This window comes from Acinetobacter sp. 3657 (assembly GCF_031456775.1).
Classification (GTDB): Bacteria; Pseudomonadota; Gammaproteobacteria; order Pseudomonadales; family Moraxellaceae; genus Acinetobacter.
In genome coordinates, this window is record NZ_JAVDVH010000002.1 from 73,179 (window position 1) to 87,785 (window position 14,607).

At 41.4% G+C, this 14,607-nt stretch carries 12 protein-coding genes; 8 read left to right on the forward strand and 4 right to left on the reverse strand.

Features of this window, described 5'->3' with window-relative positions; genetic code table 11:
- The first annotated feature begins 147 nt into the window (after positions 1-147).
- The gene (locus tag J2Y37_RS03555; RefSeq protein WP_349031893.1) at positions 148-1,143 is read left to right on the forward strand and encodes a DUF2804 domain-containing protein; all 996 of its coding nucleotides are present in this window, start codon (positions 148-150) and stop codon (positions 1,141-1,143) included.
- Positions 1,144-1,203: 60 nt separating this feature from the next.
- Here J2Y37_RS03555 and J2Y37_RS03560 read toward each other — a convergent pair whose 3' ends face one another.
- On the reverse strand, positions 1,204-2,079 hold the full coding sequence (locus J2Y37_RS03560) for a metal-dependent hydrolase (RefSeq protein ID WP_349031894.1): 876 nt from the start codon (positions 2,077-2,079) through the stop codon (positions 1,204-1,206).
- A gap of 114 nt (positions 2,080-2,193) precedes the next feature.
- Between J2Y37_RS03560 and J2Y37_RS03565 the strand changes: the two genes are divergently transcribed.
- Complete coding sequence (locus tag J2Y37_RS03565; RefSeq protein ID WP_349031895.1) at positions 2,194-3,216, forward strand: helix-turn-helix domain-containing protein; 1,023 nt, start codon at positions 2,194-2,196, stop codon at positions 3,214-3,216.
- A gap of 36 nt (positions 3,217-3,252) precedes the next feature.
- Here J2Y37_RS03565 and J2Y37_RS03570 read toward each other — a convergent pair whose 3' ends face one another.
- A complete protein-coding gene (locus J2Y37_RS03570) occupies positions 3,253-4,584 on the reverse strand; it encodes a Na+/H+ antiporter NhaC family protein (RefSeq protein WP_349031896.1) in 1,332 nt (443 codons plus the stop codon).
- A gap of 273 nt (positions 4,585-4,857) precedes the next feature.
- Between J2Y37_RS03570 and trpA the strand changes: the two genes are divergently transcribed.
- From trpA to J2Y37_RS03595, 5 genes are all read left to right on the forward strand, one after another.
- Positions 4,858-5,661, forward strand: a complete 804-nt coding sequence (gene trpA, locus J2Y37_RS03575; RefSeq protein WP_005195347.1) for a tryptophan synthase subunit alpha — start codon at positions 4,858-4,860, stop codon at positions 5,659-5,661.
- Entirely contained in the window at positions 5,658-6,560 is a 903-nt protein-coding gene (gene accD / locus J2Y37_RS03580; protein ID WP_005195349.1) for an acetyl-CoA carboxylase, carboxyltransferase subunit beta, read from the forward strand. The genes trpA and accD overlap by 4 nt, the downstream gene beginning before the upstream one ends.
- On the forward strand, positions 6,557-7,843 hold the full coding sequence (gene folC, locus J2Y37_RS03585; RefSeq protein ID WP_349031897.1) for a bifunctional tetrahydrofolate synthase/dihydrofolate synthase: 1,287 nt from the start codon (positions 6,557-6,559) through the stop codon (positions 7,841-7,843). Before accD ends, folC begins: the two co-directional genes overlap by 4 nt.
- Positions 7,834-8,913, forward strand: a complete 1,080-nt coding sequence (locus J2Y37_RS03590) for an SPOR domain-containing protein (RefSeq protein WP_349031898.1) — start codon at positions 7,834-7,836, stop codon at positions 8,911-8,913. Before folC ends, J2Y37_RS03590 begins: the two co-directional genes overlap by 10 nt.
- 82 nt (positions 8,914-8,995) lie before the next feature.
- Positions 8,996-9,931, forward strand: a complete 936-nt coding sequence (locus J2Y37_RS03595) for a hypothetical protein (protein ID WP_349031899.1) — start codon at positions 8,996-8,998, stop codon at positions 9,929-9,931.
- 42 nt (positions 9,932-9,973) lie between these two features.
- On the opposite strand, the gene J2Y37_RS03600 is transcribed toward J2Y37_RS03595, so the two are convergent.
- Together J2Y37_RS03600 and J2Y37_RS03605 are read right to left on the reverse strand one after the other, a co-directional pair.
- Positions 9,974-10,558 carry a dual specificity protein phosphatase family protein gene (locus J2Y37_RS03600; protein ID WP_241322098.1) on the reverse strand — a complete coding sequence of 195 codons (585 nt, stop codon included), beginning with the start codon at positions 10,556-10,558 and terminating at the stop codon, positions 9,974-9,976.
- 291 nt (positions 10,559-10,849) lie between these two features.
- Positions 10,850-11,491: a peroxiredoxin gene (locus J2Y37_RS03605; RefSeq protein WP_349031900.1), complete on the reverse strand. Its 642-nt coding sequence runs from the start codon at positions 11,489-11,491 to the stop codon at positions 10,850-10,852.
- 337 nt (positions 11,492-11,828) lie between these two features.
- Between J2Y37_RS03605 and secA the strand changes: the two genes are divergently transcribed.
- A complete protein-coding gene (secA, locus tag J2Y37_RS03610) occupies positions 11,829-14,558 on the forward strand; it encodes a preprotein translocase subunit SecA (protein WP_004669506.1) in 2,730 nt (909 codons plus the stop codon).
- Positions 14,559-14,607: the final 49 nt, after the last annotated feature.

The following is a 14,607-nucleotide window of genomic DNA, read 5'->3' on the forward strand; positions in this document are numbered from 1 at the left end:
ATGAAATATTGAACTTTAATCTCAGTGCAAAGAGATTAGGGTGCAGTTGAACTGTACTCAAAAAATTGTGGTCTGGTTTGGGTAAATGTTATGAATTAGCGGCTATGATAGGCAGGATGCTCTCAATCGATCACGGAACCAAAAATCATGGATTTGATACAAGCCAATGGTCAGCCACGTTATGGACGTTTTGATCAGCTACCCTCCCGAATTAACCTAGATGATTATATTTATAAAACGCCTTATGGTCATCCACTCAAAGGCTGGCGTAAACAATTAAAATATAAGAAATTCAAGTTTTGCGGTATACAGCATGAGCACTACAGTATCGGCGTTGCCATTGTTGATTTATCTTGGGCGGGACATGCTTTCTTTTATATCTATGATCATCAATCTGAAAAAGTAATTGAATGTAATGCGATTCAACCTTTTGGTTATCAAACCAAACTGGATGAACAACCGTTATTTAGTCAAAGCTATTTTAAAAAATCAGGCTATTGTTTCAACATGAAACATGCCAATGGCGTGCGTTATATCCAAATTACTAGACATGGTGAGGTCCAGCTTAAAGCGCGTATCTTTTGTGCGGGGACTGATGCACTGAGTTTATGTAGCCCGACTGGGATCAATGGTTGGACGTATACACAAAAGCAAACCACCTTAGCGGTTGAAGGTTTTTTTATCACTCCCGATCAGCAACAGATACAATTCAATGCGCAAAGTCTTGCATCATTAGATGATACCTGTGGTTTTTTACGCCCAGAGACAGCATGGTTTTGGTTGTCTTGTCAGTTCCGTGATGCAAATGATCATCGCATTGGGCTTAACCTTGCTTCTGGTGTGAATGAAAGCTTTGGCAATGAAAATGCCTTGTGGGTTGATGGGCGTTTATATCCACTTACGGATGTTTTATTTGAACAACAAGATGAAAAAAATTGGACAATTCGCTCTTTGGATGCCCGATTAAACTTGTTGGTGCAAACAGGGTGGTGTCGTTTTGAAAATATCAATTTGCGTTTGATCGGAAGCCAGTTCAATCAATGGCAAGCCAAAGTGAGTGGCACGATTGAGCAAGAAAATGGTGAATTATTGGTATTGAGTGATCAGTATGGTTTATTGGAACAGCATTATGCAAAGTGGTGATGGGTGAGAAATCCTCCCAAACCTCCTTTTAAAAAGGAGGGGGATTCTTCTCTTTAAATATTATAACCCTGCTTGCCAAAAAGCCTCACCCGCTGCAATTGGGTCATTGGTTTTAGCTAAAGTATCAATCCAGACATCGTATTGACGAATCACAGGATGCTGATTCGGATGGAAGTCTTTTTTAAACCAGTCGCTATATTGCGCTCTTTTTGCCGTTAAAATACCGTTTCGACCAAAGAACCAAGGCAAGCCTTTACGCGCCATATCAAAACGTTGTCTTAAACTGAAACCATCAGTTTTAAGCATCACGTCGGTACGATAAAGGGTAAAACCAAACATCATCACGGTGGTGAACACCAAGGCGAAGCGACGGGTTGCTTCAGGCACTTCACCGACTTCACGCATCACATCAAAAGCCACATCACGATGTTCCATTTCTTCAATCGCATGCCAAGCAAACAGGGCACGAACAAAAGGGTCTGCTTCTGCCAAAGTTTCTTTTTGACTATAGAAGGTATCGGCCATCAGTGCAGTTAAATGTTCTGCTGCCGCAGTCATGGCAATGTTGTATTGTGGAGAACGATTCTTCAATTCAAATTTAAATATTTTCTTTAAACGATGGGTGAATTGATCAACAGGCATACCTTGCTCTTTCATGACTTGGTTCATTTTGTCATGCGCAATCCCATGTTGAGCTTCTTGACGAATGAAGTCCGTCACGCGTTCCTGCAACTCAGGATCATTGATTTTGTCACGAAATAAACGAACACATTCAATAAAATAGCGCTCACCATCAGGGAATGTGAGGCTCAATGCATCAAACATACGGGTACGGAACGGATCGCCACCAAACCAAAAACGAGGTGCTTCATTTAAGTGGAAGTCTAAGTTCGTTCTTACGATTGGATCAACCTGATAGGATACATGTGCATTCATCGGTGCTCTTCCTTTTCTTTTAATGTACTCAGTATGGGGAAAGTTTGATGAAATGTTTTGACAGTTACAGCCAAGTTTTATACAAATAGCGACAGATTAGGATGAGATTGGCGCATGTCAGTTAAAATAATTATTGGATACTTACGATTGTTGAATCGTGTTTTGCAACAAGAACACATTGATTTGTCTAAAGTTGTTGCGCCTAAGCTTTTGCAGGATTTTGCTGCGTGTTTAGAAAACCCAGATGAACAAGAGTTTGATGTCGAGCGTTATGTCGTACTGTTACGCGCTGCTCAACCTTATTTTACCCGACCAATTACGCTTGTTTTAGCTGAACATGCCAATTTACAAGATCTCGGTTTAATGGGGTATTTGGCTTCAACCAGCTTAGACCTACAGCAAGCGTTACAGTTATTACAGCGTTATTATTCTCTGATTTTTAAACAGACCAATTTAGAACAACTCGATGTACAACAATTTTCAGATTATATCCAAATTGTATGGAGTGCCTCGTATCCTGATTATCGTGAGATGTATGAGTTGAACTTGGCGCTGATTTTTAAAATTGCCGAATCAATTGCACAAGATACGCTCATTCCACCACAAATGATTCAATTTGGTTATGCGCCGCATACTGCATTATTTCATTTTGAAAAGTTTTATGGATGTTCAATACAAGTTCATGCTGGACAATACGCTATTCGCTTTCCCCATCAGATTTTAAAAGCCAAAAGTATTGCCGCAGATCAACAGCTCAATCAGGTTTTATCGAGTCAAGCACAGCAATCCCTGAATAGCACCAGTTCCGTTGAAATTCAGCAACAACAATTTAAACAGAAAATACAAAGTTATATTGAGCAAGGTTTATTGCAGCAAGAAGATGTTTTGCAACGCTATGTCGCCAAGCGATTGCATTGTTCCGAACGGACTTTGCAGCGTCAGCTCAAAGGGTATCAACTGAATTTTCAAGATCTCTTAGATCAATATCGGTTGGAGCAAAGTAAGCTTTATTTGCAGCAAGGAAAATCATTTTCTGAGATTGCTGAGCGTTTAAATTATGCGGATCAAAGTGCATTTGGACGGGCGTTTAAGCGTTGGACAGGTTTTACACCGAAACAGTTTTTAAAGTCTCTTTAGTTTTCAGAACAAAACTAAAGAGACTCATATGAATTTTTAAGATGTTCTTAAGCGTGGATAATGAAAAACAATCGCAAGTATCGCAAAGATGGCCAAAATCCAGCAATAGTAGATATGTCCAATCAATTCTAAGGGCGAAAGTTTGGCAATCGAACACGCGAGAAGCAACTGTGCACCATAAGGAATAATCCCTTGAGTCACACAAGAAAAAATATCAAGTAAAGCGGCACTACGCTTTGGATCAACGCCGTATTCTTTGGCGACTTCACGTGCCATATCTCCCGATAAAATAATCGCCACAGTATTGTTGGCAACGAATAGATTTGAGAAAACCACAAGGAAACTAATGCCTAATTCACCTGCACGTTGTCTTCCAAATTTAAATAAGCGAGTAATGGCGTAGATCCGTTGGATTAACCACTGTAAACCGCCTTCTTTTTGCATCAAAGCCGACAGTCCGCCGAGGAGCATGGAAAGTAATGCCACCTCAAACATGCCCACAAAACCGTTATAAATTGAATTATTCAATTGCAGCAGGTTGAATTCTGGCTTTTCAATGAGTCCTATAACACCTGATAAAATCACACCAATCATTAAAACAGCAAGTACATGTAAGCGACTAAATGCGAGCAAGAAAACGGCTAGATAAGGCAGAATTAGCCATAAATCATACGGCTTGGATTGAATCTCCTCGGCATGCTGGCTCAATGAAATATAAACGATCAAGCTGATCAATGCAGCGGGCAAAGCGATCCAAATATTGACACGGAACTTATCTCTTAATTCAACATTTTGGCTGCGTGTTGCGGCAATGGTCGTGTCTGAAATCATTGATAAATTATCGCCAAACATTGCGCCACCCACCACCGCACCAATCGCATAAATTGGGGCAATATCGGTCGCTTGAGAAAAGCCAAACGCAATCGGGGCACAGGCTGCAATCGTACCCATCGATGTGCCCATTGCTGTGGCAATAAACGCGGAGATGATAAACAGCATCGGCAAAACATACGCTGCTGAAATCAATGAAAGCCCTAGTTGGACCGTAGCATCGACACTGCCAATGGTATTGGAAACGCTGGCAAATGCCCCCGCCAACATAAACACCATAAACATTAGAATCAGATTGGGATGACTTGCGCCCTGTAGGAAATCTTCAATTGCAGTATTGAGTTTTTGTTTATAAATAAGTAAAGCAAGAATCACGGCTGGAATAGCAGCAATAGGGGCTTTGATCTGATAAAAGGCAAATTCTGTCCCAATCATTGAATGATAAATACCACTCCCGAGAAAGATGACCAAAAATACCAATAGTGGTAGCAAAGCAAGTGCATTGCTTTGTACTTTTTCCTGAGAGTGGGCAGACATAAAATCAAAAGAACATTCAAAAATTGCGCATAGTATAAAGGAGCTTGGCGGATTTCTAAAATGTAGTGCGATTGGTCTAAAATTAGGAAGCTTTGATCATTGAGAAAAAGTCCAAAATATAGATAAATGTATTAGGGCTGTTGTTGGTGGTCATAATCAGCACGTGCAATCACGTCAAACGCTGTTCAATGTACAAAAAATAGCGTTACAATGCAGTGTTTTTTGTACGACTACAAACAACTCCTCAACATAAATCAAGGAAAGCATAATCCTATGTCACGTCTTGCCACTCGTTTTGAACAGCTTAAATCTCAGCAACGTAAAGCGCTTGTTTCTTATGTGATGGCAGGTGATCCGCATCCACAGGTAACCGTTCCCTTACTTCACCAAATGGTTGAAGCAGGCGTTGATGTCATTGAATTGGGTTTGCCATTTTCTGACCCAATGGCAGATGGTCCAGTCATTGCCTTAGCCGCTGAACGTGCTTTAGCAGGTGGAACAAATACCTTAGATGCTTTGAATATGGTGAAAGAATTTCGTCAACAAGACCAAACGACACCAGTTGTTTTAATGGGTTATTTAAACCCTGTTGAAGTGATTGGTTATGAAAAGTTTGCCGCTTATGCGAAAGATTGTGGCGTTGATGGTGTTCTTCTCGTGGATTTACCACCAGAAGAATCACAGCAGTTGGGAGACATCTTAAAACAAAATGAGATGGATCAAATCTTCTTGCTTGCACCAACTTCGACAGATCAGCGTATTCAACATGTGGTCAATCAAGCCAGTGGCTTTGTTTACTATGTGTCACTCAAAGGTGTGACAGGTGCTGCAACATTAGATACCTCAGAAGCAGCAGCGCGGATTGCAAAAATTAAATCTAAAACTAATGTGCCAGTCGGTGTGGGTTTTGGGATTAGTGATGCTGCATCTGCAAAAGCTATGGGACAAGTTGCCGACGCCGTGATTGTAGGTAGTGCTTTCGTTAAATCTTTTGCAACATTGCCAGTCGATGAGGCTGTGCAACAGACGGTGAATAAAGTGAAGGAGCTTCGAGCTGCGCTCGATGAGTTAGTATGAGTCAAGACGTAGAAATCATAACAGGGAAAGTACTTCACCCTGCAACCCCTTGGACGGAGCGTGAAGTTCCTGGGATTCAGGTCGCGGATCAACAACAGATATTCAAAGCGACCTTTACTGAACCGACGATTGAATGTCCTGAGTGTCATGCACTGGTTACTCGTACTGCGATGTCATTCAATGCTTATGTTTGCCCACAATGCGATGAACACTTACGCATGCGTGCGCGTGATCGTTTGAATTGGTTTTTTGATCAAGTCAATACTGAGTTAGGTCAAGAGTTTAGCGCCAAAGATCCATTGAAGTTTGTAGATACTAAACCTTATCCAGATCGTATGCGTGAAGCACAAGATAAAACGGGTGAGACAGAAGCACTCGTGGTCATGCAAGGTTCTCTGAAAGGTTTAGATTTGATTGCTTGTGCTTTTGAATTTGATTTCATGGGCGGTTCAATGGGTACAGTTGTGGGTGATCGCTTTGTACAAGCGGCTGAACGCGCGATTGAACTGCATCAACCTATGATTTGTTTTGCTGCTTCGGGCGGTGCACGTATGCAAGAAGGGATGTTGTCTCTCATGCAAATGGCACGTACCTCGGCTGTGATTCAAAAAATGAAAGAAGCACGTGTACCTTATGTGGTGGTATTGACGCATCCAGTTTATGGCGGCGTAACTGCATCATTGGCGATGCTGGGTGATGTACATATTGCTGAACCGAAAGCCATGATTGGTTTTGCGGGCAAACGTGTGATTGAACAAACTGTACGTGAAAAACTGGAAGAACCATTCCAACGCGCAGAATATTTACTCGATCATGGTGTGATCGATCAGATTGTTCACCGTCATGCGTTACGTGATACTGTATATCGACTTGTTGCAAAGCTGATGAATTTACCTTGAAACCGCACGACCCACATTCAAAAGATACCCTAACAACATGGCTCGATTATTGGAGCCATGTTCATGTTACAGGCATTGATTTAGGCCTAGAACGTGTCATTCCAGTCGCTGAAAAGTTAGGTGTGATGCAGCCCGATGCGAAAGTATTTACAGTCGCGGGTACCAATGGTAAAGGTTCAACCACAACCACGTTAGCCGCTATTTTAAATGCACAAGGCTATAAAGTCGGTCTCTATCAGTCACCGCATATTTATCGTTTCAACGAGCGTGTGAAGTTGGCTGGTGTGGAAGTCGATGATCAAACTTTGATTGATGCTTTTGTTTTGGTCGATCAAGCTCGCCGTGAATGTGGTTTATCACTCTCTTTCTTTGAAGCAACCACTTTGGCTGCTTTTGTTATTTTTAAACAACAACAATGTGATATTTGGGTGCTTGAAGTCGGTCTTGGCGGTCGTCTAGATGTGGTCAATGTCATCGATCCTAACATTGCAGTCATTACCAATATCGGTTTAGACCATACTGATTGGCTTGGCGATAGCATCGAAAAAATTGCGTTTGAGAAAGCAGGCATTATTCGCCCAAATATCCCCGTCATTTTTGCAGGGCAACAACAGCTACCTCAAGCAGTGCAAGATAAAGTGACCGAGACTCAAGCTCACTTGTCTGTTTTAAATCGAGATTATTTTTATCAGCCCAATGATGATGGTCAAACATGGTCATTTGCATCATCAGGAACGACATTACAGCTCCCAGTCGGGCAGTTAGCGCTTGATAATATTTCTACGGCTGTTGCTGCTGTGCTCTTGAGTGGCATAGAAATATCCCAAACAGCAATCGCACAAGGAATTCAGCAAGCGTGTTTGCAAGGTCGTTTTGAAATACGTCAAATTCAAGGTAAAACGGTTGTTTTTGATGCAGGTCACAATCCGCATGGTGTTGAATTTTTATTGAAGCAGTTGCGAAAATTCCTAAAATACAATAAACAGTACACAGAAGTTGTTGCGGTATTTTCAATGTTGGCAGATAAAGACATTGCATCGGTCACTGATTTACTAAAAACAACAGTAAAAAATTGGTTTATTGCTAATTTAGATGTGCCTAGAGCCGCGCCTGTGCAACAGTTACATGATGCATTGCACGGTCAACAGGTGCATGAGTTTGGCAGTATCCAACAAGCTTTTGAAACTGCGCTGAACAAATGTAATAACAATCAGCTGATTTTAGTCTGTGGTTCGTTTCATACCTTAGAAGCGGTCTGGGAGTATTTAGAACAATGTCAATGAATAACAAACAACGCTGGATGGGCGGCGTTGTTTTACTTGGAGGTGGTGTTTTATTGGCAGCATTACTTCTCAAAGGTAATGAAGAAATAGAACAAGACAAGACACAAACTCAGATTGAACACCCAAGTGCTCAAACTGAGTCTAAACCAAAACTTGCACAGCCTGCGCAAGACAGTGAAATGGTATCGTTACAACCCATGGCTGTTGACATTGAAACCGAAAAACGTTTGCTTGAAGAGCAGCGCCAAGCGCGTGAAAAAGCCGTTGCTGAACAAGAAGCGCTTGCGGCTGATTTTTTAAAGATGCAACAAGAAGCAGAAGCTGCTGCCGCACGTAAGGCAGCGGAGGAATATGCTGCAATTAATGCCCGTCGAAATGCTGCACAAGAAAGCTCGGATAATATTCCACCAGAGTTGATTGAAGATGACAAAGTCAAAGCACAACGACTTGCTGAAGAAAAGCGTAAGTTAGAAGAGAAGCGTAAAGCGGACGCAGACAAGAAAGCCGCTGATGATAAACGTAAAGCGGAAGCGGACAAAAAAGTAGCTGAAGATAAACGTAAAGCCGAAGCAGACAAGAAAGCTGCTGAAGATAAGCGTAAAGCGGAAGCAGACAAGAAAGCTGCCGAAGATAAGCGTAAAGCGGAAGCAGACAAGAAAGCTGCTGAAGATAAACGTAAAGCGGAAGCAGATAAGAAAGCTACCGAAGATAAGCGTAAAGCCGAAGCAGACAAGAAAGCTGCTGATGAAAAACGCAAAGCCGAAGAAGATGCGAAGAAGAAAGCAGATGCTGAAAAGGCACGCGAACTTTTGGAAAATGGCGACAAGAACTGGATGGTACAAGTGGCTTTGGCTGCAAACCAAGCCAATGCAGATGCCGTGGTATCCAAGTTAAGAGCGAAAGGCTATAAAGTTACAACCAGCCCAACCTCTAAAGGGATTCGCATCATGGTTGGTCCATCCAAAGACAGAGAAACTGCGGATGCCGCGCGTAAGAAAATTGCGGCAGATGAAAGTTTAAATATGAAATCAGCTTGGGTGATTGACTGGGTGCCACTCGAACAACGTTAAATGGTGATAACCCCCTAGATCAAATCAGGAAAGCTTCACAGGCTTTGTCTCACTGCGACTATTGCATTGAATAGGGGGAATGATGAATACAGGTGTTAGGATAATAGAGCAGGTTGTTTTTGCACCAGATTCTGTTGTTAGTGCATTGTCTGGTGTCGCTTGCGTGGGGGACGACCTCTATTTTGTTGGTGATGATGTTTGTTACTTACTCAAAACGAATCGTAAAAAAAACATGACCAGTGTGACGGTTTTTGAAAAAATTCCGTTATTTGAACCGTCTGAGCGAATACCACTTACCGCATTGAGCAAAGAAAAAAAGCCTGATTTTGAAGCATTAACTTGCATAATCTTTAACGGACAACCACAGCTACTGATTATGGGGTCGGGTTCTACGGACAATCGGAAACAAGCTTTGCTCTATAATCCATCCAATAATCAAATTAGAACTTTGTTGGATGCGGTTGATTACCATTTTTTGGAACATAGTTTTGAGTTAACCGGTGGAGCTGGTCTTAATATAGAAGCAGTATGTTCAGACGATCGTCATCTCTATATTTTTCAACGTGGTAATATTAATCGCTGCCATGGTGTTTTAGTGTTTGATTTAGCAAAAATTCAAGAGGGACGTTCGTTAGAAAGTGCATTCATAAATTCGCTTAACCTTACATTACCTGAGATTAAAGGTTCAGCAAGTGGCATTTCTGATACATGTTTTTTGGTGGATAAAAGTTTGATCGTTGCCACTGCTTCAGTTGAACAAACATTAAATACCTATGATGACGGTGTGGTGTTGGGTAGTTTTATTTTGGTGTTCTCGCCTGACGGTAAAACTTTAGATACTCATTTGATTCAAAATGACAAGGGACAAACCCTTCCAATTAAAGTCGAAGGTATTACTTGGCTAGAATCGAGAGACGATGGTGAGGTATTTTTATTGGTAACGGATAGTGATGGCGGCGATTCTGAAGTTTTGACGGTGCTGCTGAGCAGCTCTGCTTTTGCAAAACCGCAAAGTTAAATGAGGCTTGCTTTAAATAGAATTTCATCCCAAACCAAAGTGCTAAGTTAATGGGTTCTTCAGTTGCTGTTGAATCCATTTTACATTTTCAGGGCTAAGCAACTGATCAATATTCTTCCAAATGACATGATAGCCGTAGCCCCCTTGCTTCATTTCTTGTTTTGCATCATCAATTGACCAGTTTTCGAAGATAATACGATACATTGCGATCGTAGCGCCTGTACGATCAGAGCCATGATAGCAATGTACCAAGACTTTTTGATTGTGTTGTTTTGCTGTTTGAATGGCACGCATGGCCTGTAAGAGGTCATTACGATTGATCGCCCATGTATAAATTGGAATGTGTACAAGATCAAAGGCTTGATCATTGAGAACATGGGCATCTTTATTCTTCGCTCTGAGGTTAATCACAGTCCCAATCTGATGCTGTTTCAAACTGGCGATTAAATCAGTATCTGGTTGATCGCTACGAAATACATCTGGGCTAATTTGATAAAAATTATGAGTATTGGAAATAAGCGTTCCCCAGTTTTGGGGACGTTGATCGTCACTCAAACTTGGGTGTTTCATACATCCACCCAAGCTTAAACTTGAAACGAGCATAACGGAAATGAGTGTTTTTTTCATGGTAAAGATAGCAATTGAATCTGATCGTGGATTGCGCACAAATTAACGCAATATTTCATTACTTTTGAGCGTGATATTGTAATTTTTTCACAATTTCAGTTTGCTAAACTTATTCAATGATGGACTTGATTACCTTGCACTTCGATTAAAGCATTCACTTATCTCTTAACTCACAGCATAGCTGTTCGACTTCTTGCGAAGCTTTAGTCGCTTCTCAGGAACGAGCGTTGCTCGTTTTTATTCCTACGCACTTCGTTTGTCTTGCGCTTCGCTTGAAGCCTTTAATCGGCTTCAATCTTGCTCAGGCTGGGGGGTTAATCGTAAATACGGTTTTACCGCTGTATAGCCTTGAGGAAAACGTTGTTTAATTTCTTCTTCATCTTTTAGTGATGGAATAATGACAACATCTTCGCCTTGTTGCCAATTTGCTGGTGTTGCAACCTTATGTTTATCCGTCAACTGTAATGAATCGACCACACGTAACACCTCATTGAAGTTCCGACCTGTAGAGGCAGGATAGGTAATAATCAAACGCACTTTTTTATTTGGGTCGATAATCACCAACGAGCGAACTGTTAGCGTTTCACTGGCATTGGGGTGAATAAATCCATACAACTCAGAAACCTTACGGTCTTTATCTGCAATAATCGGGAAGTTCACTGTTGTATTTTGGGTTTCATTGATATCTTGAATCCAGCTTTGATGAGATTCAACATCATCCACAGAAAGCGCAATCGCTTTGACGCCACGTTTTATAAACTCATCTTTAAGCTTGGCGGTAAAGCCAAGTTCAGTGGTACAAACGGGCGTAAAATCTGCTGGGTGTGAAAATAATATTCCCCAGCCATCGGCTAAAAAATCATAAAAATCAAGCGTACCGTCACTTGATTGCTGCTGGAAATTCGGGGCGATGTCGCCTAAACGTAGTGTCATATCAATCCTCAATACATACTTTATGTGTGCTGTCTTTAATATGCAGTATCGATTTTATAAATAAAATTAATGTTTTTTCATATGTTTATGATGTTTTTAGATATCGAATAAGTAGAGGGGTCAAAAAATTGATCAGGAATTCACATTTAAATCGGTGTAACTTAAATGCAAATTTGCTACATTAACGCTCTTTGGTTGTGTGATGTCAGAATCGTAGGGCAGATTTTTTTACCTGTTTGAATGTAAAGCCCTTGTAGTTCTTATTTCTGACTCCATAATAACAGCTAAGAAAAAATTACCTATTTAAACTTAAACAAACAGGATTAGAGAGTTCTTCATGTTGGCAAGTCTGATCGGAGGTATCTTCGGTACTAAAAATGAGCGTGAGCTCAAACGTATGCGTAAAATCGTCGAACGAATTAACGCGCTCGAACCGACGGTATCTGTTCTTAACGATGCAGACCTATCTGCAAAAACTCAAGAATTCAAACAACGTTATAAAGACGGTGAAAGTTTAGATCAATTATTGCCTGAAGCATTTGCGGTCTGCCGTGAAGCTGCAAAGCGTGTCATGGGCATGCGTCATTATGATGTGCAGCTGATTGGTGGTATTACCTTGCACGAAGGTAAAATTGCTGAGATGCGTACAGGTGAAGGTAAAACCCTTATGGGTACTTTGGCATGTTACCTCAATACGTTGAGTGGACAAGGTGTGCATGTGATCACTGTAAATGATTACTTAGCACAACGTGATGCTGAGCTTAACCGCCCATTATTTGAGTTTTTAGGTTTAAGCATTGGCGTGATTTATTCCATGCAAATGCCAGATGAAAAAGCGCAAGCCTATATTGCCGACATTACTTACGGAACCAACAACGAATTTGGTTTTGACTATTTGCGTGACAACATGGTGTTTTCTCTACAAGAGAAAAAACAACGTGGTTTAAGTTATGCGATTATTGATGAAGTTGACTCCATCCTGATTGATGAAGCACGTACACCATTGATTATTTCTGGGCAAAGTGAAGATTCATCGCATCTTTACCAGCTAATCAATAGTATTCCACCAACATTACGCCCACAGAAAGAAGAAAAAGTGGCTGATGGTGGGCACTTTTGGGTTGATGAAAAACAACGTTCAGTTGAAATGACTGAAATCGGTTATGAAACAGTTGAAGATGAACTGATTCGTATGGGTTTATTGGCTGAAGGCGAGAGCTTATATTCAGCAACCAATCTGAACTTGGTTCATCATGTTACGGCTGCGATTCGTGCGCATTATCTGTATCAAAAGAATGTGCACTATATCATCGGTGTAAATCCACAGACTCAAAAAGAAGAAGTCATTATTGTGGATGAAAGCACAGGTCGTACTATGCCTGGTCGCCGTTGGTCAGAAGGTCTGCATCAAGCGGTTGAAGCCAAAGAAGGTATGGAAATTCAACCTGAGAATCAAACGCTTGCTACAACGACATTCCAGAACTATTTCCGTCTCTATAAAAAACTTTCAGGTATGACTGGTACTGCTGATACAGAAGCAGCAGAAATGAAAGAGATTTATGGTTTGGATGTGATCATTATTCCAACGCATCGTCCGATGGTGCGTAAAGATCATAATGACTTAATTTATTTAAATCGTAATGGCAAATATAGTGCCATCATTGAAGAAATTGCCAATATTCGTCAGCAGGGTGTTGCACCGATTCTGATCGGTACGGCAACGATTGAAGCCAGTGAAATCTTATCTTCTAAGTTATTACAGGCGGGTATTCAGCATGAAGTTTTGAATGCAAAACAACATGAGCGCGAAGCCGATATTATTGCCCAAGCAGGTAGCCCAAATGCAGTCACGATCGCCACCAACATGGCAGGTCGTGGTACAGATATTTTGCTAGGTGGTAACTGGAAAGCAAAACTGGCGAAAATTGAAAATCCAACAGCAGAAGATGAAGCACGTTTACAAGCGCAATGGGAAAAAGACCATGAGGATGTTCTAAGTTCTGGTGGTTTGCATATCATTGGTTCTGAGCGTCATGAGTCTCGTCGTATTGATAACCAGTTGCGTGGTCGTGCTGGTCGTCAAGGTGACCCAGGTGTATCTCGTTTCTATTTATCGCTTGAGGATGACTTGATGCGTATCTTCGCCGGTGATCGTGTTGTCGCGATGATGCGTGCAATGGGCTTGCAAGAAAATGAAGCCATTGAACACAAGATGGTCAGTCGTTCGATCGAAAATGCGCAGCGTAAAGTTGAAGCACGTAACTTTGATATTCGTAAGAATCTATTGAAGTACGATGATGTCAATAATGAGCAACGTAAGATTATTTATGCTCAGCGTGATGAAGTCCTCACTGAAAGCACTTTACAAGACTACATTGAAGAAATGCACCGAGATGTGATTAAGGGTGTGATTGCAAACTTTATTCCACCAGAATCGGTACATGATCAGTGGGATGTTGAAGGCTTAGAAACTGCTTTACGTACCGATTTGGGCGTTGAATTGCCAGTGCAACAGTGGTTAGACCAAGATCGTCGTTTAGATGAAGAAGGTTTAGTTGCGCGTATTTCTGATGAAATTGTGAACCGCTATCTTCAGCGTCGCGAGCAAATGGGTGCAGAGTCAGCAGTTATGCTTGAGCGTCACTTTATGTTGAATTCACTTGATCGTCACTGGAAAGAGCATTTGGCTGCGATGGATTACTTGCGTCAAGGGATTCATTTACGTGGTTATGCGCAAAAAAATCCTGAGCAAGAATATAAAAAAGAAGCATTCAATTTATTCGTGAATATGTTGGGTGTGATCAAATCTGATGTAGTGACTGATCTATCTCGCGTACATGTTCCGACTGCTGAAGAACTTGCAGAAATGGAAGCACAGCAGCAGCGTCAAGCTGAATCGATGCGTCTTTCTTTTGAGCATGATGAGGTCGATGGTTTAACGGGTGAAGTGACTGCTTCTGAAGAAACAGAACAGCAAAATGCAGTATTCCCAGTGCCTGAGAGTCGCAATGCACCTTGTCCTTGTGGTTCTGGTTTAAAATACAAGCAGTGTCACGGTAAAATCTAAGCTTAGGTTTTATTTGGTCATGATAGAAAAGCAGAGCATAGACTCTGCT

Bases quoted from the DNA above. Each gene is read 5' to 3' on its own strand.
- J2Y37_RS03555 (WP_349031893.1), top strand. From the start codon at position 148: ATGGATTTGATACAAGCCAATGGTCAGCCACGTTATGGACGTTTTGAT.
- J2Y37_RS03560 (WP_349031894.1), bottom strand. From the start codon at position 2,079: ATGAATGCACATGTATCCTATCAGGTTGATCCAATCGTAAGAACGAAC.
- J2Y37_RS03565 (WP_349031895.1), top strand. From the start codon at position 2,194: ATGTCAGTTAAAATAATTATTGGATACTTACGATTGTTGAATCGTGTT.
- J2Y37_RS03570 (WP_349031896.1), bottom strand. From the start codon at position 4,584: ATGTCTGCCCACTCTCAGGAAAAAGTACAAAGCAATGCACTTGCTTTG.
- trpA (WP_005195347.1), top strand. From the start codon at position 4,858: ATGTCACGTCTTGCCACTCGTTTTGAACAGCTTAAATCTCAGCAACGT.
- accD (WP_005195349.1), top strand. From the start codon at position 5,658: ATGAGTCAAGACGTAGAAATCATAACAGGGAAAGTACTTCACCCTGCA.
- J2Y37_RS03590 (WP_349031898.1), top strand. From the start codon at position 7,834: ATGTCAATGAATAACAAACAACGCTGGATGGGCGGCGTTGTTTTACTT.
- J2Y37_RS03595 (WP_349031899.1), top strand. From the start codon at position 8,996: ATGAATACAGGTGTTAGGATAATAGAGCAGGTTGTTTTTGCACCAGAT.
- J2Y37_RS03600 (WP_241322098.1), bottom strand. From the start codon at position 10,558: ATGAAAAAAACACTCATTTCCGTTATGCTCGTTTCAAGTTTAAGCTTG.
- J2Y37_RS03605 (WP_349031900.1), bottom strand. From the start codon at position 11,491: ATGACACTACGTTTAGGCGACATCGCCCCGAATTTCCAGCAGCAATCA.
- secA (WP_004669506.1), top strand. From the start codon at position 11,829: ATGTTGGCAAGTCTGATCGGAGGTATCTTCGGTACTAAAAATGAGCGT.